At 43.2% G+C, this 22,055-nt stretch carries 14 protein-coding genes and 3 pseudogenes; 11 read left to right on the forward strand and 6 right to left on the reverse strand.

Features of this window, described 5'->3' with window-relative positions; genetic code table 11:
* Positions 1–4 precede the first annotated feature (4 nt).
* From DW083_RS14085 to DW083_RS14095, 3 genes and pseudogenes are all read right to left on the reverse strand, one after another.
* A complete protein-coding gene (locus DW083_RS14085; protein WP_122332799.1) occupies positions 5–1,393 on the reverse strand; it encodes an efflux transporter outer membrane subunit in 1,389 nt (462 codons plus the stop codon).
* Positions 1,394–1,396: 3 nt separating this feature from the next.
* Positions 1,397–4,617: pseudogene (locus DW083_RS14090) on the reverse strand (efflux RND transporter permease subunit).
* A gap of 32 nt (positions 4,618–4,649) precedes the next feature.
* Positions 4,650–5,861, reverse strand: a complete 1,212-nt coding sequence (locus DW083_RS14095) for an efflux RND transporter periplasmic adaptor subunit (RefSeq protein ID WP_115499625.1) — start codon at positions 5,859–5,861, stop codon at positions 4,650–4,652.
* Between the two features lie 517 nt (positions 5,862–6,378).
* On the opposite strand from DW083_RS14095, the gene DW083_RS14105 reads away from it, so the two are divergent.
* The 5 genes from DW083_RS14105 (at position 6,379) to DW083_RS14125 (ending at position 11,315) form a co-directional block, all read left to right on the forward strand.
* Complete coding sequence (locus DW083_RS14105; protein WP_115499573.1) at positions 6,379–7,011, forward strand: hypothetical protein; 633 nt, start codon at positions 6,379–6,381, stop codon at positions 7,009–7,011.
* A 65-nt stretch (positions 7,012–7,076) separates the two neighbouring features.
* Positions 7,077–8,132: a LacI family DNA-binding transcriptional regulator gene (locus DW083_RS14110; RefSeq protein ID WP_122332801.1), complete on the forward strand. Its 1,056-nt coding sequence runs from the start codon at positions 7,077–7,079 to the stop codon at positions 8,130–8,132.
* A 131-nt stretch (positions 8,133–8,263) separates the two neighbouring features.
* Positions 8,264–9,076: an SDR family oxidoreductase gene (locus tag DW083_RS14115; RefSeq protein WP_115499575.1), complete on the forward strand. Its 813-nt coding sequence runs from the start codon at positions 8,264–8,266 to the stop codon at positions 9,074–9,076.
* 22 nt (positions 9,077–9,098) lie between these two features.
* Positions 9,099–10,271, forward strand: coding sequence for a mannonate dehydratase (uxuA, locus tag DW083_RS14120; RefSeq protein WP_122332802.1), 1,173 nt, complete (start codon positions 9,099–9,101; stop codon positions 10,269–10,271).
* Between the two features lie 195 nt (positions 10,272–10,466).
* Positions 10,467–11,315, forward strand: a complete 849-nt coding sequence (locus DW083_RS14125) for a M23 family metallopeptidase (RefSeq protein ID WP_122332803.1) — start codon at positions 10,467–10,469, stop codon at positions 11,313–11,315.
* 7 nt (positions 11,316–11,322) lie between these two features.
* Here DW083_RS14125 and DW083_RS14130 read toward each other — a convergent pair.
* Positions 11,323–11,921 (reverse strand): annotated as a pseudogene (locus DW083_RS14130) (MarC family protein).
* Positions 11,922–12,111: 190 nt separating this feature from the next.
* On the opposite strand from DW083_RS14130, the gene DW083_RS14135 reads away from it, so the two are divergent.
* The 6 genes and pseudogenes from DW083_RS14135 (at position 12,112) to DW083_RS14160 (ending at position 21,114) form a co-directional block, all read left to right on the forward strand.
* A complete protein-coding gene (locus DW083_RS14135) occupies positions 12,112–12,783 on the forward strand; it encodes a YitT family protein (RefSeq protein ID WP_122332804.1) in 672 nt (223 codons plus the stop codon).
* 106 nt (positions 12,784–12,889) lie between these two features.
* The gene (locus DW083_RS14140) at positions 12,890–13,468 is read left to right on the forward strand and encodes an RNA polymerase sigma factor (protein WP_233552219.1); all 579 of its coding nucleotides are present in this window, start codon (positions 12,890–12,892) and stop codon (positions 13,466–13,468) included.
* 140 nt (positions 13,469–13,608) lie between these two features.
* Positions 13,609–14,685 (forward strand): FecR family protein, encoded by a 1,077-nt coding sequence (locus tag DW083_RS14145; protein WP_233552220.1) that lies wholly within the window; start codon positions 13,609–13,611, stop codon positions 14,683–14,685.
* Positions 14,686–14,843: 158 nt separating this feature from the next.
* Entirely contained in the window at positions 14,844–18,203 is a 3,360-nt protein-coding gene (locus DW083_RS14150; protein ID WP_122332806.1) for a TonB-dependent receptor, read from the forward strand.
* Positions 18,204–18,221: 18 nt separating this feature from the next.
* Positions 18,222–19,936, forward strand: a pseudogene (locus DW083_RS14155) (RagB/SusD family nutrient uptake outer membrane protein).
* Between the two features lie 62 nt (positions 19,937–19,998).
* A complete protein-coding gene (locus DW083_RS14160) occupies positions 19,999–21,114 on the forward strand; it encodes a glycoside hydrolase family 105 protein (protein WP_122332807.1) in 1,116 nt (371 codons plus the stop codon).
* Positions 21,115–21,170: 56 nt separating this feature from the next.
* Here the strand turns inward: DW083_RS14160 and DW083_RS14165 are convergent, their stop codons facing one another.
* Together DW083_RS14165 and DW083_RS14170 are read right to left on the reverse strand one after the other, a co-directional pair.
* On the reverse strand, positions 21,171–21,380 hold the full coding sequence (locus DW083_RS14165; RefSeq protein ID WP_115499584.1) for a hypothetical protein: 210 nt from the start codon (positions 21,378–21,380) through the stop codon (positions 21,171–21,173).
* 10 nt (positions 21,381–21,390) lie between these two features.
* Positions 21,391–21,861 carry a cold-shock protein gene (locus DW083_RS14170; RefSeq protein ID WP_115499585.1) on the reverse strand — a complete coding sequence of 157 codons (471 nt, stop codon included), beginning with the start codon at positions 21,859–21,861 and terminating at the stop codon, positions 21,391–21,393.
* Positions 21,862–22,055: the final 194 nt, after the last annotated feature.

Genomic DNA, 22,055 nt, shown 5'->3' on the forward strand with positions numbered 1-22,055 from the left:
GTTATTATTCTCTTCCGCCACCGACAGCACTATACAAGTTGATGACAGCTTGCATACGCTGGACATTGTCGGAAACTTCAGTCAATTGTGCACTCAAAAGGCTCTGTTGAGCAGACAGGATCTCCAGATAAGTGGACTGTCCGGACTGGAACAAAGCATTTGTGTAGGTAACGGCCTTTTCCAGTTGTTCGATCTGAGACTTGTCCTGGATCAGCTTTCTGTTAGTCGCATCATAGAGATGAAGAGCGTCGCTTACTTCCTTTCCGGCTTCGAGGATTGCCTGCTGGTAATTCATCTGGGCGATCTTCTCTTCGGCTTTCGACACTTTCAGGTTGGCAATCAGCTTACCGTTGTTAAAGATAGGCTGTGCCAGGGAAGCCAATGCCTGGAACATGAACTGTCCCGGATTAGCCACCGATACGCCGGAACCATTCGTCCAGCCGGCAGTAGCCGTAATGTTCACACCCGGATAAAAGGCGGCACGGGCCCGGTTGGTCGTATAATAAGCACTGGCAAGCGTCATCTCGGCAATCTTCACATCCGGACGGTTTTCCAGCAATTGCAAAGGAACGCCGGCCATCAGTTCTTCCGGTATTAGCTGTTCATCCAGCGTACCGCGGTCGATCTGCTGGGGAGCTTTTGCCAGTAATACGGACAAGGAGTTCTCCACTTCACGCACCTGGCGTTGCAACTCGATCAACGAACCGGATACCTGATGATACACGGCACGCATCTGGGCAACGGCAGCTTCCGTTGTCATACCGGCCGTCTTCATGGCTTCCATGACGCGGACATTTTCCTTATAGATACCGACAGTCTCAGTTGTGATCTCCACCTGGCGATCGAGCATCAGCAGAGTAAAGTAGGTATTGGCGATACCGCCGATAAGTTGCGAACGTACGGCCTGCTGTGCATATTGGCTCTGCAAATAAGTAGCTTTCTGGTCGCGGCTTGCGTTCAACAGTTTTCCGAACAAATCAACCTCCCAGCTTGCGGCAGCCGGCAGCGTGTAAGCCTTTACATAACCGGTGCTTTCCATCTTAGTGATGGTTCCCTGCGGAGCCAGGTTAAGTGATGGAAGGAAAGATAAACGGGCCGAAGTCAACAGCGCCTTTGCTTCTTCCACCCGGAGAATGGCGGCTTGCATATCTACGTTGTTTGCCAATCCTTCTTCAATCAATGCCTGCAGTTTCGGATCACGGAAAATGTCCTGCCAAGGCAGGTTTCCCATATTGGTCGTATCTGCCGCCAACGTGTCTACGGCCGATACCGGATCCCGGTAAACACCGGAAGTTTCAATCGTGTCCGGACGGTCGTATGCTTTATAGATGTGGCAACTGCTCAGAAGAGCGGTTGCACACACCATATATATAATCTGATTCTTCATTGTCATCTCTTATTTTGTTTTTGCGTACTGTTCTATTTCCGTATTCAGGTCGCTGTTATCCAAGTCTTCCCATTCAATCGGTTTGAATTTCTCCTGCAAGTACTGGAATACCACGAACAGGGTCGGCACAATAAATATCTGGCAAATCATACCGATAAACATACCGCCGATAGCAGCAGTACCCAACGTACGGTTACCATGAGCACCTACACCGAATGCGAACATCATAGGCAACAAGCCGACAACCATAGCCAGTGATGTCATCAGGATAGGACGCAAACGGGCAGCGGCACCCAAAACGGCAGCCCACGTAATGCTCATACCCATACGGCGGCGTTCGAGGGCGAACTCAACGATCAGAATCGCGTTCTTCGCCAACAGACCCACCAACATGATCAAGGCAATCTGCATATAGATATTATTGGACATCGTACCTAAGATCATCTTAAGAGCCGGGATATTACCCAAAGCGGCCCATCCCTGCACGAACAGGAAGCTACCCATCAAACCGAACGGAATGGAGAGCAATACGGACAACGGCAGGATGTAACTTTCATACTGGGCACTCAACAGCAAGTAAACGAATACGAAACAGAGCAGGAAGATCAAACCTGTCGTACTACCGCTGGTTTCAGCCTCTTCACGCGCCATACCTCCCAATTCGTAACCGAAACCGGCAGGCAGGTTGGTCGCAGCCACCTCTGCAATCGCTTTCAACGCCTGGCCGCTGGTAAAACCGTCGGCCGGAGCAACCATCACCTTCATGGATGTGTACATATTAAAACGGCTGATAATATCCGGGCCATATACCTTTGTCATGCTAATGAACTGGGAAATCGGGGCCATCTTATCTCCATTCTTTACTTTGATATTCTTCAGCGATTCCATATTCGTTCTCAAAGTAGGATCGGCCTGTACCATTACACGGTACATCTTTCCGAAACGGTTGAAGTTGGATGCATACAAACCTCCGTAATATCCCTGGAGCGTCATCAGGATATCGCTCGGGCTGATGCCCACCTTCTTACAGGCTGCCGCATCGATATCGATCATGTATTGCGGGAAGTTGGGGTTGAAAGTCGTCTGCGCGGATTTAATTTCCGGACGGGCGATCAATGCTGCCATATAATCTTTTGACACATCAAAGAATTTCTCCAGGCTACCACCTGTCTTATCCTGCATGTTCAACTCGATATCACTGGATGCCGAATAACCCGGGATCATAGGCGGAGTAAAGAACAACACCTGTCCATCCTTTATAATCTTCTGCGCACGCATGAACAAACTACCGTAAACAACATCCGAACTTTGCATGATCGAACGTTCATCCCAGTCTTTCAATTTAATGATAAACGAACCGTAAGAAGGTCCCTGACCACCGATAAAGCTGAAACCGGTAATTGCCGTACGTGATTTACTGCCGGATCAGAAGCGATCAGGCTATCGACGCGCTGCATAATTTCCTGCGTACGTTCCATTGATGTTCCCGGCGGCAATGTCACTGCTCCCATGATCGTACCGGTATCTTCATTCGGCACCATACCTGTCGGCGTAACTTCCATGAAGAAGATCAACAGGGCAATAGAACCGACAACCGTCCCGAACGCTAACCATTTCTTCTGGATAAAGAACAAGACACGTTTCTTATATCCCTTCAGCAACGAGTCATAAGCCGCATTGAACGATTTATGGAAACGCGTGACAAACGTCGTCTTCTTATTCTCATGCTCTTCTTCATGGGGCTTCAGGAACATCGCACACAGCGCCGGACTCAAAGTCAAGGCGTTCAAGGCTGACAAACCGATTGCGATCGCCATCGTCAGACCGAACTGGCGATAGAACGTACCGGCTGTTCCGCCCATGAAACTTACGGGGATAAACACGGACATCATGACCAATGTAATGGAAACGATAGCACCGCCCAACTCGCTCATCGCGTCGATAGAAGCTTGCTTGGCCGACTTATATCCCTGGTCCAGTTTGGCATGGACACCCTCGACGACCACAATCGCATCATCGACCACAATTACAATGGCAAGCACCATAGCACAAAGGGTCAGCAAGTTGATACTGAATCCGATCATTGAAAGCAAGAAGAATGTACCGATCAAGGCAACCGGAATAGCAATAGCCGGAATCAACGTGGAGCGTAAATCCTGCAAGAAAATATACACCACGATAAACACCAGGATAAAGGCCTCCAACAGTGTCTTGATTACTTCATGGATAGAAGCATACAAGAAGTCGTTGGCATTCATAGACACTTCGACTTTCATTCCCGGCGGCATTGTCTTCTCGGATTCCACCAGCAGGTCCTGGATGTTATTGATAGTCTCGGTCGCATTCGTACCGGCCATCTGGTAAACGATACAAGCTACGGCATTATGACCGTTTACTTTATTGGAGAAGTTATAAGTCAAACGTCCCAACTCGATATCCGCGATATCTTTCAGGCGGAGCACTTCGCCGTCGGGAAGGGCTTTAACCACCATATTCTCAAACTCTTCGGCTGTCTGCAAACGTCCTTTGTAACGGATCGTGTACTGGAACGTCTGGTTTCCCTGTTCACCGAAAGATCCCGGAGCCGCCTCGACGTTCTGTTCAGCCAAAACAGTCGAAACATCCGTCGGAACCAAATGATACTCGGCCATCACATCCGGCTTCAACCAGATACGCATGGAATAGTCGGTACCCAACACGTTTGCATCACCGACACCGGGTACACGCTGCACTTCCGGGATCAGGTTGATCTTGGCGTAGTTTTCAAGGAACTTCTGGTCGTAACGGTCTTCCGCGTCATACACGGCAAATACGATCAACATGGAGTTCTGGCGCTTCTGCGTCGTCACACCGATCTTGGTTACTTCGGCCGGCAGCAAACCTTGTGCCATAGAGACACGGTTCTGGACATTGACAGCCGCCATATCCGGATTCGTTCCCTGTTTGAAGTAAATGGAAATATCGGCAGAACCGTTGTTTGATGCATTTGAAGTCATATACATCATATTCTCCACACCGTTGATCTGGTCCTCCAGAGGCGCGATCACACTATTCAATACGGTCTGCGCATTGGCACCCGTATAAGTGGCCCTCACCGACACGGTTGGAGGTGCAATGTCCGGATATTGGGTAATAGGCAAGGTCAACAAGCCTAAGATACCCAGGATTACAATTACGATGGAGATCACCGTAGAGAGCACCGGGCGATTTATAAATCTATCTAATTTCATATTTTCTGTTTTTAACGAACAAATGGGAGTAATTAATTAAATGCGGTCTTCAGATTACCGTCATGCTGGTCTTTCAAAGCCTGATCGTACTTGGCTTTCTGCTGTTCCGGAGTAATCGGCTCGATAGCCTGGCCGTCTTTCAGCTTCTGTACGCCTTCAATCACGATCTTGTCACCGGACTTCAAGCCATTCGTAACCAGATAGCTCTTCCCATCATCCAGATTTGAAACCCGGATTTCCGTATTCTTCACTGTGTTGTCAGACTGCAGGACGAAAACGAACTTCTTGTCTTGGATTTCTACCGTAGCAGCCTGAGGGATCATAATGATATTATCCATTGTGTACGGGAAAACGATATTACCCGTTCCACCGCTTCTCAGAATATTCTTGTCATTCGGGAAAATGGCGCGCATGCTGACAGAACCGGTAGACTGGTCGATCACACCGCTTACGGCATCGATCTTTCCTTCTGCATGGTAGAGCGATCCGTCGGACAACTGCAATTGCACGGCCGGCATTTTTTCCAGCTGTTCTTTCAGTGTACCACCGGCTTTCGTCAATCCTAACAGTTCTTTTTCCGTCATGGAGAAGTAAACATAAACATCGCCGATTTCAGACACAGTCGTCAATGGCTGTGCAACGGAAGGACTTACCAGACTTCCGATACGATACGGGAAAGTACCGACAACGCCGTTCGACGGGCTCGTCACCGTACAGAAAGACAGGTTCTGGCTCGCACTGACCAAAGAGGCTTCCGCCTGGGCCAAACTTGCCTTAGCCGACATCAACTGATTGATGGCTGTCTGATATTCAAAATCACTGATAATCTTCTGATCGAACAATGCCTTTTTGTTCTTTTCGGTCAACGTCAAAGTACTCACATTCGCTTTGGCCATTTCGACGGCAGCTTTCGCCTGCCCTACCGCAGCGGCATACTGCGTCGGATCGATCTGGAATAAAGCCTGCCCCTTGCGGACAGTCGCTCCTTCATCCACACACAACTTCACAATAAAACCCGAAACCTGGGGACGGACTTCAATATCCTGCGTACCTCTGATAGTTGCCGGATAGGATGTTGACTGGTCACTGGTTGTTGAACTGACTGTCAGAACAGCATATTCATTATCCCCTAATTTCATACCGCCCTGGCTGTTTCCACAAGCGGTTAATAAAGACACCCCCACTGCAAATAAAGCGATTTGCCTCAATTGGGTAATAGTAGTTCTCAACATTTGTTTATCCATATTCATTATTAATATATATTCAATACCTATTTTCTTTCCCGTTTAGTTTCACGTTTTCTACCGGGTGAAACTTTAGTTTCATGCCCGTGAAACTTTTGTTCCATGCTCGTGAAACTTTTGTTCCATGCTCGTGAAACTTTTGTTCCATGCTCGTGAAACTTTTGTTTCATGCCGATGGAACTTTTATTCCATGCCGTTGGAATGATCATTTTCTGCCTTTAGAACTCTTCTTTTTATACACAAAATTGGAATTTTATCGTCCAATAGTTACTATCAGCGGGCTACACTTGCTAAAAAAACGTACAAATGTAGAATCTTTTTATTGTACTTTTCCCGTTTATACATTCTTTTATACTAAAAAATTGCTTATTTTATATTTCTGTATCAGAGACATATCAAGACTTTGACCAATCGAAAATATATTCGTTCGAATTGCTACATAATTTTAACGGGTAATTTGTTTATTCAATAATTTATCCTAATTTTACGCCATATATAACCTAAATAATCAATTCACATGGAACCAAAGTTTATGATCTCAGAAGTGTTCAGCACTTCATGGAAGTACACTAAATCACAGATTTGGGTACTGGCAGGGCTGTTTATCGGATATTTTATCCTATCATCAATCATCAGTTTGTTCGGCATGCCGGCGCAAGGTTCGATGGTCGGCAAGATTGTCGTTAATCTGATCAGCGCTATCATCGGTTGTATTTTCATGTTAGGGTATTTCAAAAACATGTTCCAGACAATTGACGGTGAAGAACCACAATTCTCTGCTTACGGGCAGCAATCCCGCAAGATCGTCACTTATTTTGTCGCCAGCCTTATTATGGGTATTGCGGTAAGTATCGGTACAATATTACTGATTGTCCCGGGCATCTATCTGGCTCTCCGCCTGCAATTTTATTCGGCTTATATAGTTGAAGAAGATTGCGGCATTATAGAATCCCTTCAAAAAAGCTGGAAGCTCACCGAAGGACAGGTTATGCCTTTGTTTTTGCTGGCATTGGCGATGATCGGTATTGCAATAGTGGGCTGTATCCTGTTTTTTGTCGGCCTTTTCGTTGCCGCACCACTGATATACATGATGCAGTGCTATACATTCAGAAAATTAAATTCTATTTCGACAACAACAGAACAACAATAATCATCATAAAACAGACAGGCAGCCCGCAAAAAGAAAACTTCTGCGGGCTGTAACTTTTCCAGCTTATGGGTAAGACATACAGAATAAAAGACATAGCAGAAATGTCCGGCGTATCTACCGGAACCGTTGACCGCATATTACACAATCGGGGTAAGGTGTCGGAAGAGGCACAGAAAAAGGTCGAAAAAGTATTAAAAGAGATAGACTATCATCCTAACCTGATAGCACGTTCCCTTGCACTGAAAAAGAACTATCATTTCATCACGCTGATCCCCTCTTTTGCAAAAGGCGAATATTGGGATAAACTGTGCGAAGGCATAGACAAGGCGGAACAAGAGATGTTCAGCTATAATGTTGAAGTCGAGCGCATGTGTTTTAACCAGTATGACAAAGGCAGCTTCGACGAGCTTATCCCCCGGATCGAGAAGGCGGACTGCCAGGGTGTCGTGATTGCAACACAGTTCCGCGAAAGCGTGGTCAAGCTGACCTCCCGGCTGGACCAATTACAGATTCCATATGTTTTGATTGACGCATTCATCGAAAACACAAATTGCGTGGCTTACTACGGGACCAACTCGTATGACTCCGGATACATCGCCGGTCGTCTTCTTTACGAACAGATCAATCCGACAGAGAATATCGCCATCTTCCGCTTTATCCGCAAAGGAGAAATGCAGGTGACGCAGGTCATGAAACGGGAAGAAGGTTTCCGTAATTATCTCACAGAAAAGGACTACGACGGACGGATTTATTCCGTACAACTGCATGCCGACGAACCGGAAAAGAACACTCAGGTCCTGGATGCTTTCCTCAAGGAACATCCGGAAGTCAGTGCCGGTATCATATTCAACTCGCGCGCTCATTTGTTAGGTAAATATTTCCAGGCAAAAGGAGAAAAGTTCAGGCTGATCGGTTATGATGTGATCGATTCGAACATCACCTGCCTGAACAACGGCAATATCACCCATCTGATCGCCCAACGACCGGAAGTACAAGGATTCAATTGCATACGGGCTCTGTTCCGCCATCTGGTCCTGAAAGAGAAAGTCGAGCAGATCAATTACATGCCGATCGACATTCTGATAAAAGAGAATATCAAATACTACAACAATTATATTTGAAAACATAAAAAGGTATTTTTTCCTTGTTTTCTTTTTGTTTGATAAATAAATACTATACTTTTGTGCCCGATGTGTGCGCGAGCACAATACAACAGAAACAATGGAATTATCACAACATAAACAATAAAAACATGGCTAATTTATTTTGCGTTAAAGACAAAGTCGTTATCATTACCGGCGGAGCCGGAATCCTTGGTCGGGGTATTGCAGGCCACTTGGCTGAAGAAGGTGCTAAAATCGTGATTCTCGACCGTGCAGCAGAAACAGGAGAACAGATTGTTGCCGAAATCAAGGCAAAAGGAGGAGAAGCGAGCTTCTACCTGACTGATGTGTTGAACAAAGAAGTCCTGGAACAGAACAAAAAAGACATCTTAGCTAAATACGGCCGTATCGATGCATTGCTGAATGCAGCCGGCGGAAATATGGCAGGTGCGACTATCGGACCGGACAGCACTATTTTCGACCTGAACATAGATGCATTCCGCAAAGTGGTCGATCTGAACCTGTTCGGAACAGTTCTTCCGACAATGGTATTTGCCGATGTAATGGCACAACAGAAAGAAGGTGCGATCGTGAATTTCTCTTCCGAATCTGCTTTGCGTCCGTTGACACGCGTGGTCGGTTACGGTGCTGCCAAAGCGGCTATCTCCAACCTGACTAAATATCTGGCTGGCGAACTGGCAATCAAATTCGGTGAAGGTTTGCGCGTGAATGCGATCGCTCCGGGATTCTTCCTAACTGAGCAGAACCGTACTTTGATGACTAATCCGGACGGTTCTTATACTCCGCGTGCCGAATCAGTCATTGCACATACTCCGTTCAGACGTCTGGGTTCACCGGAAGAATTGTTCGGAACAATCCAGTATCTGATCAGCGACGCTTCTAAATTCGTAACCGGAACAATTGCGATTGTAGACGGTGGGTTTGATGCATTCTCTATTTAATCCTAATTAATAACAAGACATTATGTATTTATGCGAACAAACTTGGCGCTGGTACGGACCAAACGATCCAGTTAGCCTTTCCGATATCCGCCAGGCCGGCGCAACCGGAATTGTAAATGCCTTGCACCATATCCCGAACGGAGAAGTATGGACAGTAGAGGAAATCCAGAAACGTAAAGATATGATCGAAGCTGCCGGCTTGCGCTGGAGCGTTGTGGAAAGTGTTCCTGTACACGAACATATCAAGACACAGAGTGGAGACTTCCAGAAATATATCGATAATTATAAAGAAAGTATCCGCAATCTGGCTGCTTGCGACATTCGTGTGATCACGTATAACTTCATGCCGGTTCTGGACTGGACGCGTACCAACTTGGCTTACACCATGCCGGACGGTTCCAAGGCGTTGCGCTTCGAACGTGCCGCTTTCATGGCTTTCGACCTTTATCTCCTGAAACGCCCTGCAGCCGAACAGGAATATACGGACGAAGAAAAAGCAATCGCAAAAGCCCGTCTCGATGAAATGACGGAAGACGACAAGGCATTGCTGATCCGGAATATGATCGCAGGTCTGCCCGGCTCGGAAGAGAGCTTCACACTGGACCAGTTCCGTGCAGAACTGGACCGCTACAAAGATATCGACGCGGAAAGACTTCGTGCCAACCTGATCTACTTCTTGAAAGAGATTACTCCGGTTGCCGACGAAGTTGGCGCACGCATGGTTATCCATCCGGATGATCCTCCTTATCCTATTCTCGGTTTACCACGTATCCTGAGCACAGAAGAAGATTTCTGCAAACTGATCGAAGCGATTCCGAACAAGAGCAATGGTTTGTGCCTTTGCACCGGTTCGTTCGGTGTGCGTGGCGATAATGATCTGGCCGGTATGATGAAACGCTTCGGCGACCGTATCGACTTTGTCCACATACGCAGTACAAAACGCGACGAAGCCGGAAACTTCTACGAAGCAAACTTGCTGGAAGGCGACGTAAATGTTTATGAAGTTATGAAAGCGCTTCTCGAAATCGAGCAGGAGCGCGGTTGCTCGATCGCCATGCGTCCGGATCACGGCCACCAGATGATCGATGACTTGCATAAAAAAACAAACCCGGGTTATTCCTGCATCGGCCGTCTACGCAGCTTGGCTGAATTACGCGGTTTGGAACTGGGTATTGCCCGTTCTTTATTCAAATGATAAGTGAGTAATCACAAATAGTTTGGCATTCAAAGGCTTCCGAAGCAATTTCGGAAGCCTTTTTTCACTTAATCCCTCTCAAATTCCGATACAATAATAAATATAAAGAAATCGGAATGATATGTAAACAAATAAAAAGGAGATATTTTCTTTAGCCGTTTTTCCCTATTTTTGTAGCGCTAACAATTTCACAAGATGTTTAAAACACACTATAGTCTACTGTTAATCATCATATTATTTGTATTAAGTGCCTGCCACTCTTTGTGGACGGCTCAAACGCAACCTGTCCCGCAACAAGAATCAATTTTGATCCTGCCGGTAACAGAAGTGCCTCTTCCTGCCACAGATTTCGCTTTTTTGTTCCCGGAAGAACCGGAACTGAACCCGCAAACATCTCCACGCAAAAATATAACAGAAAACTTTTCAGCCAGAGAGAAAAGCGATATCGCCGTAGCGGATCCAAAACTGATGGCTGACGAAACATCCATGCTGATCGACCTCAGCCTCATACAAAAAGAGGATTATGCATTTCCCTTACCCGGAGCCAAAGTAATCTCTCCTTATGCCGGACGCAGAAGACATCATTCGGGTGTGGACTTGAAAACTTGTGCAAACGACACAATCGTATCCGCTTTTGAAGGGATCGTCCGTCTGGCAAAACCTTACTACGCATACGGGAATGTAGTCGTAGTGCGCCATTATAACGGGTTGGAAACCGTCTACAGCCATAATTCCAAAAACCTCGTTAAACCGGGCGACCACGTAAAAGCAGGCCAGCCGATCGCACTGACAGGGCGCACCGGACGGGCAACAACCGAACATCTCCATTTTGAAGTACGGGTGAACGGGCAGCATTTTAATCCGAATATGGTATTCAATCTGGAAGAAAGAAAGCTAAATGACCAGTGTCTGGTATTTACGAAAAAAGGGAACGGCATTGCTGTTAAATCCGTAAACTTGATGCCTAACCAGTTAGCCGGAGATTACAGCAGCTATTCGGTTGTCCCAAAAGGACAGGTAAAAAGCAAAAAGGAAGCTTTATAGTTCCTGCTCAATGCCCTTGTATCGCTTCCATCAACAGATTGATATTAACCGTGAACAATCGGACCGATATCGCCAGTAGAATAATGCCGAAAAACTTCCGGATAATATAAATTCCGCCTTTCCCGAAAAAACGTTCGATACGGGTCGTCATACGGACAACAAAATACACCCATACCATATTCAGTATTAACGCGATCACGATGTTGACATTGGCATATTCCGCCCTCAAAGACAACAACGTAGTAAATGAACCGGCGCCGGCCAGCAGAGGAAAGACCAGCGGCACAAGCGTCGCCTCCTTTATCGGACCCTGGTTTTTAAAGATTTCTATGTCCAGGATCATTTCCAGAGAGAGCAGGAAATCACAAACGATCCCGCCACTGCAAACGACTCGATATCCACATGGAAAAGCCGCAGCAAAACATCACCCGCATAAAAGAACCCGATCATCAATAAAAAAGAGATAACCGTAGCCTTCATGGCGTTCACATCCTTACCTTTTTCTTTCAGATTGATTATGATTGGTATAGAACCAATTATATCAATCACAGCAAACAATACAATGAATGCACTGATCATCTGCTGAAAATCAAAATGTTCAAACATAAGATACCCTGTTTAGTTGCTCTAAAGATACAAAATCTTTCTATCCTTCCGGCGAATACACAATAAAAATAGCCCTCACGAATAACGTTTTTTCACCCAAAATACAATTTGCTTCACAAAAAAATAGCGACATTTGCATACACTTAATTGCGGGAAGCAATTAGATCTGATTAAATTATTGTCGTGAGATATGAATATAAAAATCATTTTAAAAAAGTATTTGGTATTTATCATCGGATTATATTTTTTAGCAGCCGGAATTGTATTAATCATACACTCTACATTAGGGACAACTCCCATTTCAAGTGTAAACTATGTATTAAGCCTCAACAGCCCGCTTTCTTTAGGGACTTGCACTTTCATTGTCAATGTATTACTTATATTAGGTCAATTCTGGCTTATACGTGGAATCCAAAGCCGCCAGGACAGGATTTCAATTCTTCTACAAATTCCGTTTTCATTCCTCTTTTCTGCCTTTATCGATTTTAATATGGCAATAACAGAAGGTTTACAGCCTTCCAATTACATCATGTCGATCGGGTTATTATTGATCGGATGCGTTGTCCAGTCTATCGGTGTCGTGTTAGAGATTAAGCCTCAGGTAGCGATGATGAGTGCCGAAGGATTTGTCAATTATGCCTCACGCCGTTATAACAAAGAATTCGGCAAGTTCAAAGTCGTATTTGACTTTACCCTGGTAACGATCGCTATTCTATTATCTCTGATTTTCACACAACGAATTGAAGGAGTCAGGGAAGGTTCGTTGATTGCGGCATGTATCACAGGTTATATCGTAAGTTTTTTGAATAATAAAATCATGACGCGGGCAATGCTTTTCAAGGTTATTTCGATACTGAAATAACTGGTAAGCAGTTCTAAAATTACACATAACAAACGGTTTTCTTTTCAGCATAGTATTTTTTACTATTTTTGTATTTAACAAGAATGAACAGAATATCCGTTTTTAAGTGAGTCAAACAAACAAATACGACGAAAACAGAAATGCAAGCGACGAAGAAGGTCAGAATTTGCTACTCGCTTTTCTGGAGGGAAACAACAATGCTTTTTCATTGATATATGATAAATATGTCGATGAACTATTTGCCTATGGCATAGGATTAGGTTTTGAACGGGAAACGCTTAAAGACGCAATACAGGATACTTTTTTCAAATTCTACACGAACAAGAAGCAACTGAACGGAATTACGCATCCGAAATATTATTTATTCCGAATGCTTAAAAACCGCCTGTTTGACATCTACAAATCCTTAAATAAAGAGAATATCGTAGAAGTTACTGATTTACCTTTTTTAATCGAGCCTTCTGTTTTAGATGAGTTAATTGACAACGAAGACAAACTGACTCTTGAAAACAAAATAAAAAACTTACTGGAAATCTTAACCGATAGACAAAGAGAAGCAGTCTATTTACGCTTCATACAAGAAATGGAGTACGAAGAAGTGGCAAATCTATTGGATATGACTGCTCCAGCCGCAAGAAAACTTATCTCCAGAGCAATAAAACGTATGCGCGATGAAAATATTTAGAAATAATGGGTACAAAATAAAAAGCAAATCGTCTCTACTATGAAAACGAATTGAATATGCTATCGAATCAGTGGTTACAAAATAAATCTTTTATCCAATGGAGATTATTTCCTACTCAGGAAGACAATCTCTATTGGGAGATGTTTATGAAGGACAACCCACATCTGATAGACGAGATAGAAGAAGCAATAAGTATTTTAAAATCAATAAAATTGAATGCACAAAAGCTTTCTCAGGAAGAGAAACAAAACTTGTTTGAATTAATACAGAAAGATATAGAACGCAGGAATAAACAACGTCGATTCCGGATATATCTGACAGCATCGGCAGTAGCCTGTGTCGCACTACTGTTGATATTGTTACAACCGTTATTTTCAAGTAAAAATGAAATCACACAAGAGAACCTGCTTGTTACGGTAGACAGCAGTTCAGTCAATCATAAAGATATACAATTGGTGCTGGCCAATAACAAAACCATCACATTTGAAAAAGATGCTGACATCAAATATGACAAAAAAGGAGAAATCACGGCAAACGCAGGAGCCGAACAAATAAAAGTATCAAAAACGGTAGTGGAAGAAACCACATTAAACACCTTGATTGTACCTAAAGGGAAACGCTCGAGCCTGACATTGGCCGACGGCTCCAAAGTTTGGATCAATTCAGGCTCCACACTAAAGTTCCCGACAACTTTTGATGCAAACAAAAGGGAAATATGGGTAAATGGTGAAATCTACATTGAAGTGGAAAAGAATAAGGACCAGCCTTTTTATGTCAATACAGATCGTATGGAAATAAATGTCGTGGGTACTCAATTCAACGTAACGGCCTATGATGAAGATACGGATTATTCGGTTGTATTGGTAGAAGGCTGCGTAGATGTCAGTGTCGATGAAGAAAAAGCACGCTTGCAACCCAGCCAGATGTTATCCGTTTCAAAAGATCAGATATCCGTAAAAAAGATCAATGTAAATAATTATATCAGTTGGAAGGAAGGCTACCTCCAATTCACAAGCGAACCGCTATCCAATATTTTAAAACGTTTATCTCGCTATTATGACACACCTATTGATTATGATGAAAACATTGCACAACTGAAATGTAACGGGAAATTAGTTTTATTTGATAATTTAGAAGATGTTATGAAAACCATATACAACACAATACCGATCGAATATTCACAGAAAACAGATCGGATATTTGTACAGAAAAGATAAGAACAATCACATTTGCTAACAATAAGTCTAATTTAAATTGAAATGCCTATGAAACATCCATTATGAAAAAAAGTATGCCGGACAATATTGCAGTATTACCCGGCATAAGATTCCAAAGTTCTTATTGCGTACTAAACTTTTAAAATCACTACAAATATATGAAAATAAATCATTATCTCGATAGATCGTGGTTTAACGGTCTACGTTATACCTTGCATATTATGAAAATCATAATTATTTTATTGGTCTTTAGCATTGGAAACTCTTTTTCTATGACCTATTCTCAAAACACGTTACTTTCGCTTGACATCAACAAGCAGTCAATAAAAGAAGTAATCGGGGTTATTGAGAAAAAGTCAGAGTATGTCTTCTTTTTTTCCGACAATGTCCGTCACGACTTGGAAAAGAAAGTTGACATAAAAGTCAATTCTAAAACTTTAGATGTTATTCTAAATAACCTTTTTACCGATACAGACTTGGTCTATACCATTAATGACCGCCAAGTATCAATCGCAAAAGTAAAAAAGGGGAATCCGTCTTTTCCTGTATTACAACAACAGACAAGAACTATCACCGGTACGATTGTCGACAATATGAAAGAGCCTTTAATCGGAGTGAATATTGTTGTGAAAGGAACGACAATAGGAACGGTAACCGACATGAACGGTAAATTTTCTCTCTCCGTTACTGAAGCGAACCCGGTTCTTGTCGTATCCTATATCGGCTATCAGTCCCAGGAAATAAAAGTGGGTAACCAATCAAACCTGAACATTGCATTGGAAGCAGAAACAATGGGATTGGAAGAAATCGTCGTAGTCGGATATGGTACCGTTAAGAAAAAAGACCTTACCGGTTCGGTAGCATCCGTGAACTCGGATATAATATCCAAATCACCTGTAACAAGCGCGACTCAAGCCATTCAGGGACGTATTCCCGGCGTATTCGTTTCCAATTCGACGACACAACCTGGTGAAAGTCCTTCCGTTCTCATCAGAGGTAAACGTTCTATCAGCGGTAGCAGCGATCCTCTCTATATAGTAGACGGGATTCCGGTTGTGGGAGGCCTCAATGAAATCAGCCCATCTGATATTGAAACTATCGATGTCCTTAAAGACGCTTCTGCAACAGCCATCTATGGTGCCAGAGGTTCAAACGGTGTTATCTTGATAACCACCAAAAAGGGAAAAGCCGGGAAAACCCAGGTCGATTATAACGGATATGTGGGTTTCCAAACCGTACTGAACCAATTGGAATATATGGACGGTGCTGCTTATGCAGAAACTGTTCGTGAATCATACCGCTCTACAGGTAAATATCTTTCAGCAACACCAAGTTGGGAAGAAGACCAGAAGATCAGTTCTTTCACAAACGATCCCTACACATTGGAATCCATACGAATGGCCTACGATACAAATGGCAACTACGATCCTTCTAAAGTTCGTTCAGGAAGCAAGTGGTGGGACGCTGTACAACGCACAGGCATGGTCACCGACCATCAGTTAAGTGTACGCGGAGGGAACGAGAACACCAACTTTACATTCAGCGGCTCCTATTATGATTATAAAGGCCTTGTTAAAGATGAAGATTTTTCGCGTTACTCGATCCGTCTGAATCTCGAACACTCAGTCAATAAGTATATCAAATTCGGAGCATTCACCGCATACACCCATTCCAAACAGGAAAGAGGGGCAAACCTGTTTGACTCCTGGCGCGTTATGCCTTTGGGACGTTTTTATGACGACAATGGCGAATTATTGGAAAAAGTTTCAGGCACTGACGATCAGTGGCGTAACCCATTACTAAAGTTAGCGGAAGGAGCCATTGAAAGTCCATTAAAAATAAACAGATTTATCGGCAGTTATTATGCCGATATCGCGCTACCTCTGCAGGGGCTTCGGTTCCGTACAAATTTAGGTATCGATTACGAGACCAGGCAGGATTACAATTTCCAATCGGCATTAGCACGAGGTAATGCCATGAATTATGCCAGAAACGGAACAGAAAACAGATCCATGTTTACTTGGGAAAACCTGTTATTCTATGACAGAACTTTTAATGAACACACTGTTGGCGTGACTTTACTGCAATCTATTAACGAATACATGCGGGAATATAATAAAATCCCGGTCCAGGGAATACCTGCTGACGAATTGTTGTACAATGATGTAGGTTCAGCTTCCAACCCCGAAAAAACGGAAAGCGGCAAGACTCAATGGAAATTAGCTTCTTTCATGGCCCGATTGAATTACAGTTTTAAAGGGAAATATCTGGCAACCGTTTCAGCCCGATATGACGGATCTTCACGCCTGGCTGAAGGACATCAATGGGTGTCTTTCCCTGCTGCAGCATTGGCTTGGCGTATTAATGAAGAATCATTTATGCAAAATGCTACATTCCTCAGCAACCTAAAGTTACGCGTAGGTTATGGTGTTGTTGCCAGTTCAGAGGTATCTCCTTATGAAACAAAAGGGACGTTGGCACAAAAACCTTACAATTACGGCAGTGAATCCATATTCGGTTATGCTCCTGACAAAATGCCCAATACGACATTAACCTGGGAAACTACAGGCCAGTGGAATGCAGGTATTGACTTCGGATTCTTCGGAAGCAGATTGAACGGAACAATTGACTTGTATCTGCAAAACACAAAAGATTTGCTGTTAGACAGACAATTACCGATTGTATCCGGTTTTAATCAAATAAAATCGAATGTAGGAAAAACACGTAACAAAGGTATTGAGGTTACATTAAACTCACTCAATATCAATAAAAAGGATTTCACATGGACTACCGACCTCATGATGTATGCCAATAAAGAAGAAATCGTAGAATTATACAATGGTAAAGAAGATGATACCGGTAACTCCTGGTTTATTGGTGAGGCAATCAATGTTTTCTATAATTATAAGAAAATCGGTATCTGGCAAGACACACCGGAAGATCGTGCCGAGATGGAAAAGTTCAACCAAAACGGAAGTAACTTTGCTCCGGGTACTATCCGCCTGTGGGACAATGGTGATTATAAAATCACCTCCGAAGACCGTGTCATTCAAGGACAGCAAAGACCTAAAGTCATATTGAGTTTAAACAACACCTTCAAATATAGAGATTTTGACTTCAGCTTCTTCTTCGAAGGGAACTTTGGTGCAATGGTCAAGAACAACATCAGTTATCTGAATCAAGCACACAGAAACGGCAATGTAAAAGTCGATTACTGGACTCCGACGAATCCGACAAATGCTTTTCCCCGTCCGATTGAAGGCGTCGATTTTCTCCCGTATTATGAGACGTTACATTATGAAAAAAGCGACTTTATCAAACTTCGTAATGTAACCTTGGGCTACACCATTCCAAGTCAGATTACAAATAAATGGGACATTTCACGCTGTCGTGTTTATGTTCAGGCACAAAATTCATGGATGTGGACCAACTATAGCGGAGTAGATCCGGAAGGAGCAGTAGGCTATACACGTCCTACTCCATCGACCTGGTTAGTTGGACTTAATTTAAGTTTTTAATCTAAAAAATCAGAAACAATGAAAGAATCAAATAATTTAAAGAAGTTTATTCTTCTTAGTTTGGTAAGCACAAGTTTAGGGCTTACAAGTTGTGATGATTATCTGAAGGAGAAAGACCTTCCCCGTTTAACACCCGATTATTACGGGACTGTTGCCGGCGTAGAATCTGCGGCAACAGCGACTTATAGCTTTATGCGTTGGGGAGCAGGAGGCGAAAGATACAATGTTCTCACAGAATACGGTACAGACCTGTTCACACAGGCAGAGGACCCGGGAACGCAGCTGATGCTTTTAACAAATACGGAAGCCAGCTAAACCCTGATGCCGGAGTTTTATATGAGTTCTGGGAAAATCACTACAAGGCGATCAATACAGCAAACTTGGTAATACAACAAGTTGAAGGTTCCTCATCAATGACAGAAGCCCAAAAGCAAGTAGCTCTTGCTGAAATGTCATTCTTACGCGCATTTTTCTATTTTGAACTGGTACAACATTTCGGGAATATTCCTTTGGTCTTGGATGTATCATTCGATGTAAGAACGGAATTTCACCGTGCTCCAGTTGCTGATATTTATAATCAGATAATCAAAGATCTGGAATACGCCGTGCAATATTCTCCTGAAAAACCGGCAAAAACAGGGAAAGCCGCCAAATATGCAGCAGCTCATCTATTAGCAAAGGTATATCTCACACGTGGAAGCGCAGTCAGTGATCAGCGCGGGCAACAATCCTCCGACATGGCAAATGCATTAAAATATGCACAAATGGTCATCAACAGCGGACAATATGAACTGTTACCTAATTTTGCCGACCTGTGGAATATAAATAATCAGGGGAATAAGGAAGTAATCTTTTCCGTCCAGTTTACAACCGATCCTGTTTACCGGGGAGACGGTAACACTTTCCACATGTACTGGGGATCCTGGTATGAAGATCAACCCGGCATGACGAGAGACCTTGAAAACGGACGTCCATATAGAAGACATCTCCAGTCACAAAAGACTATGCAGGAATTATTTGACCGCAAAAATGACTCCCGTTTTTATAAGAGCTTTAAATGGGCTTATTATGCCAATCGTGAAGGTGCCGGTTTAGAAGTGGGAGATACAGCCATCTATTATAGTATAAATCCGACTACAGAAACGTATCGTTACAAATATTTTGCCTGGGATAAGGAAAACGTAGCAAATAACAGCCGGTATTATCCTCCTCTGCTCAAATATTTCGACCCTCTACGTTTATCCTTTAATGATGCACAAGGTGGACGCGAATGGGTAAAAATGCGTTTGGCGGAAACCTATCTGATTGCAGCGGAAGCAGCCGGGCGCAATGGCGATTACCAAACGGCAGCCGACTATATCAATATAGTCCGTAAACGTGCAGCATGGCAAGATGGCGAAACCAAAATGCCTCAATACTGGCGTGAAGAAGGCGGACAAATGGGAGATACCAATAATACTTTTGCAAGTATTCAAGTAACGGCAGCAGATCTCCAAAGTAACTTCATCGACTTCATATTAGATGAACGCGGACGTGAACTGTTAGGTGAAACCTGCCGTTGGACTGATTTGGTACGGTGCGAAAAACTGGAAGAGTACGTTAAGAAATGGAACACTGAAGGAGCCGTAACCTTCAAATCACACCATAAGCTTCGTCCGATTCCTCAAAAGCACATAGACCGCTTGAATCCAAGAGGAACGGATGCTGAAGAACAAAATCAAGGTTACTATTAATTAAATATGTCTAATCGAAGCTACCCGAATTCAACGGGTAGCTTCCTATTTATTAAACTAACATGAAAACAAAATTCTTTATTCCATTAGCATGTCTATTATTTTTTACACAATGCGCAACGAGTTCCAAATCCGATTTCGACAACTTTCCGGAAGGTTATACACCTAAAGAGGTAGGGGAACTGGTAAGCAAACGATTTATTTCTACCAAGCATATGTTTCATAATAAGAATGGAAAAGATGGTATCCATTATGCAGAAGTTTGTACTTGGTATGGAGCCTTAAAATATGCGACTGTAACCAAAGACAACGAACTGTTCAAACAACTTCAAAACAAGTTCGAACCACTGTTTACCACTGAAGCGGACTATCGACCGCTCATGTACCACGTAGATTTGAATATGTTTGGCTGTCTGCCGCTTGAGTTCTACCAAATCACAAATGACAAACGTTATTTGGATATGGGTATGCCATATGCAGATACACAATGGCAAGTGCCTGACAGCGCAACAGCTAAAGAGAAAGAATGGGCTGAAAAAGGATTCTCCTGGCAAACCCGTCTATGGATCGACGATATGTTTATGATCACGATCATCCAATCACAAGCATACAAAAGCACAGGGAAAAGAGAATATATAGACCGGGCCGCCCGTGAAATGGTGATGTATCTGGATGAACTCCAACGTCCCAACGGCCTGTTCTTCCATGCTCCGGACGTGCCGTTTTTCTGGGGACGTGGAAACGGCTGGATGGCTGTAGGCATGACAGAATTGCTTCGTTATTTACCGAAAGACAATAAGGACCGCCCCCGCATATTGGAAGGATATCTCTTAATGATGAAAAGCCTGAAAGAATATCAATTGCCGGGCGGCATGTGGAATCAGCTGATAGATGACCCTGAGTGCTGGCCGGAAACGTCAGGCACAGCGATGTTCACATACGCCATGATCACAGGTGTCAAATCGGGATGGCTGGATAAAAAAGAATATTCTCCGGTTGTACACAAAGCTTGGATGGCATTAGTTCCTTATATTAATGAAGAAGGAGATGTTACAGAAGTGTGTGTTGGAACCAATAAAAAGAATGATAAGCAGTATTATTATGACCGTCGAAGAATAGCAGGTGACTATCATGGACAAGCGCCTGTACTTTGGTGTTGCTTTGCATTAATGGAATAGCTTATCATTCAAATAAAGAGCGGTTGTCTTCACCGACAACCTTTTCTTTTATCATTCTATACCTTAGAGCTATGCAGCTTTTTGTAAAGTTCTATGCGGACATCCCTCTCTGCTTGCGACAGGTTAGCAGGGAGTTCGATTGTCGTACGCGGGCTAATAGCGACAAGCACCACTTCCCCTACTCTTTTCTTATGTTCTTTCAGAGCATTCTTTGTTAACTGACTGGATAAATTTGCATCCGACCTCATGGTCTCACCTTTTTTCATATCTTAAATTTTATTTTTCGTTTTCCGATTCATTTTCAAGACTAATATTTATAGCATTCATACCTCTCAGGCCCCGTTCGAGGTCAAAGGTAACAATATCATTTTCAGAAATATCGGCAAGAGAATTATTGCTCACATGGAAAAAGTATTTCTCATTACCATCAAGGTCTTTAATAAAACCATAACCTTTCGATTCATTATAATAATCTATGCGTCCTCTCAGAACGGAAGGGGTCTCTATTTCTTCTTTTTTAGGGACTGATATAAGAATTTCTTCCTGCTTTATCTCTTCTTTGTTAGGATTGAATTCCGGGGGAGTAGATGTTATGACTCCATTTTCATCAACATAAGCGATCATATCATCAAAGCTACTGGCTTTCCCAAGCAACTTTCTATCTTCTTTCTTCTTTTGCTTTTCTGCTCTTCGGGCTTGTTTCTTTTTTTCGTTTTCTCGTTTATTAAATGTTACGGATTTTGCCATGTAATATATATTTATTTTATTAATTATCAATCTATCATATAAAGACTTGAGTAGAATGCAAAATAATTTCTAACACAGGAAAATACAGGATTTGAGAGTCCTGATATTGCATTAAGGGGCAGGTGCTAACTAAACTGTAAGGAAAGAATATGTCAAAAACCTATTACAATTTTTGACATATCCTCATATAAAAG

This window comes from Parabacteroides sp. AF48-14 (genome assembly GCF_003477465.1).
Lineage (GTDB): Bacteria > Bacteroidota > Bacteroidia > Bacteroidales > Tannerellaceae > Parabacteroides > Parabacteroides acidifaciens.

Coding starts and splice junctions, on each gene's coding strand:
- DW083_RS14095 (WP_115499625.1), bottom strand. CDS start 5,861: ATGGATAAACAAATGTTGAGAACTACTATTACCCAATTGAGGCAAATC.
- DW083_RS14165 (WP_115499584.1), bottom strand. CDS start 21,380: ATGAAAAAAGGTGAGACCATGAGGTCGGATGCAAATTTATCCAGTCAG.
- DW083_RS14085 (WP_122332799.1), bottom strand. CDS start 1,393: ATGACAATGAAGAATCAGATTATATATATGGTGTGTGCAACCGCTCTT.
- DW083_RS14135 (WP_122332804.1), top strand. CDS start 12,112: ATGAATATAAAAATCATTTTAAAAAAGTATTTGGTATTTATCATCGGA.
- DW083_RS14105 (WP_115499573.1), top strand. CDS start 6,379: ATGGAACCAAAGTTTATGATCTCAGAAGTGTTCAGCACTTCATGGAAG.
- DW083_RS14110 (WP_122332801.1), top strand. CDS start 7,077: ATGGGTAAGACATACAGAATAAAAGACATAGCAGAAATGTCCGGCGTA.
- DW083_RS14115 (WP_115499575.1), top strand. CDS start 8,264: ATGGCTAATTTATTTTGCGTTAAAGACAAAGTCGTTATCATTACCGGC.
- DW083_RS14145 (WP_233552220.1), top strand. CDS start 13,609: ATGTTTATGAAGGACAACCCACATCTGATAGACGAGATAGAAGAAGCA.
- DW083_RS14160 (WP_122332807.1), top strand. CDS start 19,999: ATGAAAACAAAATTCTTTATTCCATTAGCATGTCTATTATTTTTTACA.
- uxuA (WP_122332802.1), top strand. CDS start 9,099: ATGTATTTATGCGAACAAACTTGGCGCTGGTACGGACCAAACGATCCA.
- DW083_RS14125 (WP_122332803.1), top strand. CDS start 10,467: ATGTTTAAAACACACTATAGTCTACTGTTAATCATCATATTATTTGTA.
- DW083_RS14170 (WP_115499585.1), bottom strand. CDS start 21,861: ATGGCAAAATCCGTAACATTTAATAAACGAGAAAACGAAAAAAAGAAA.
- DW083_RS14150 (WP_122332806.1), top strand. CDS start 14,844: ATGAAAATAAATCATTATCTCGATAGATCGTGGTTTAACGGTCTACGT.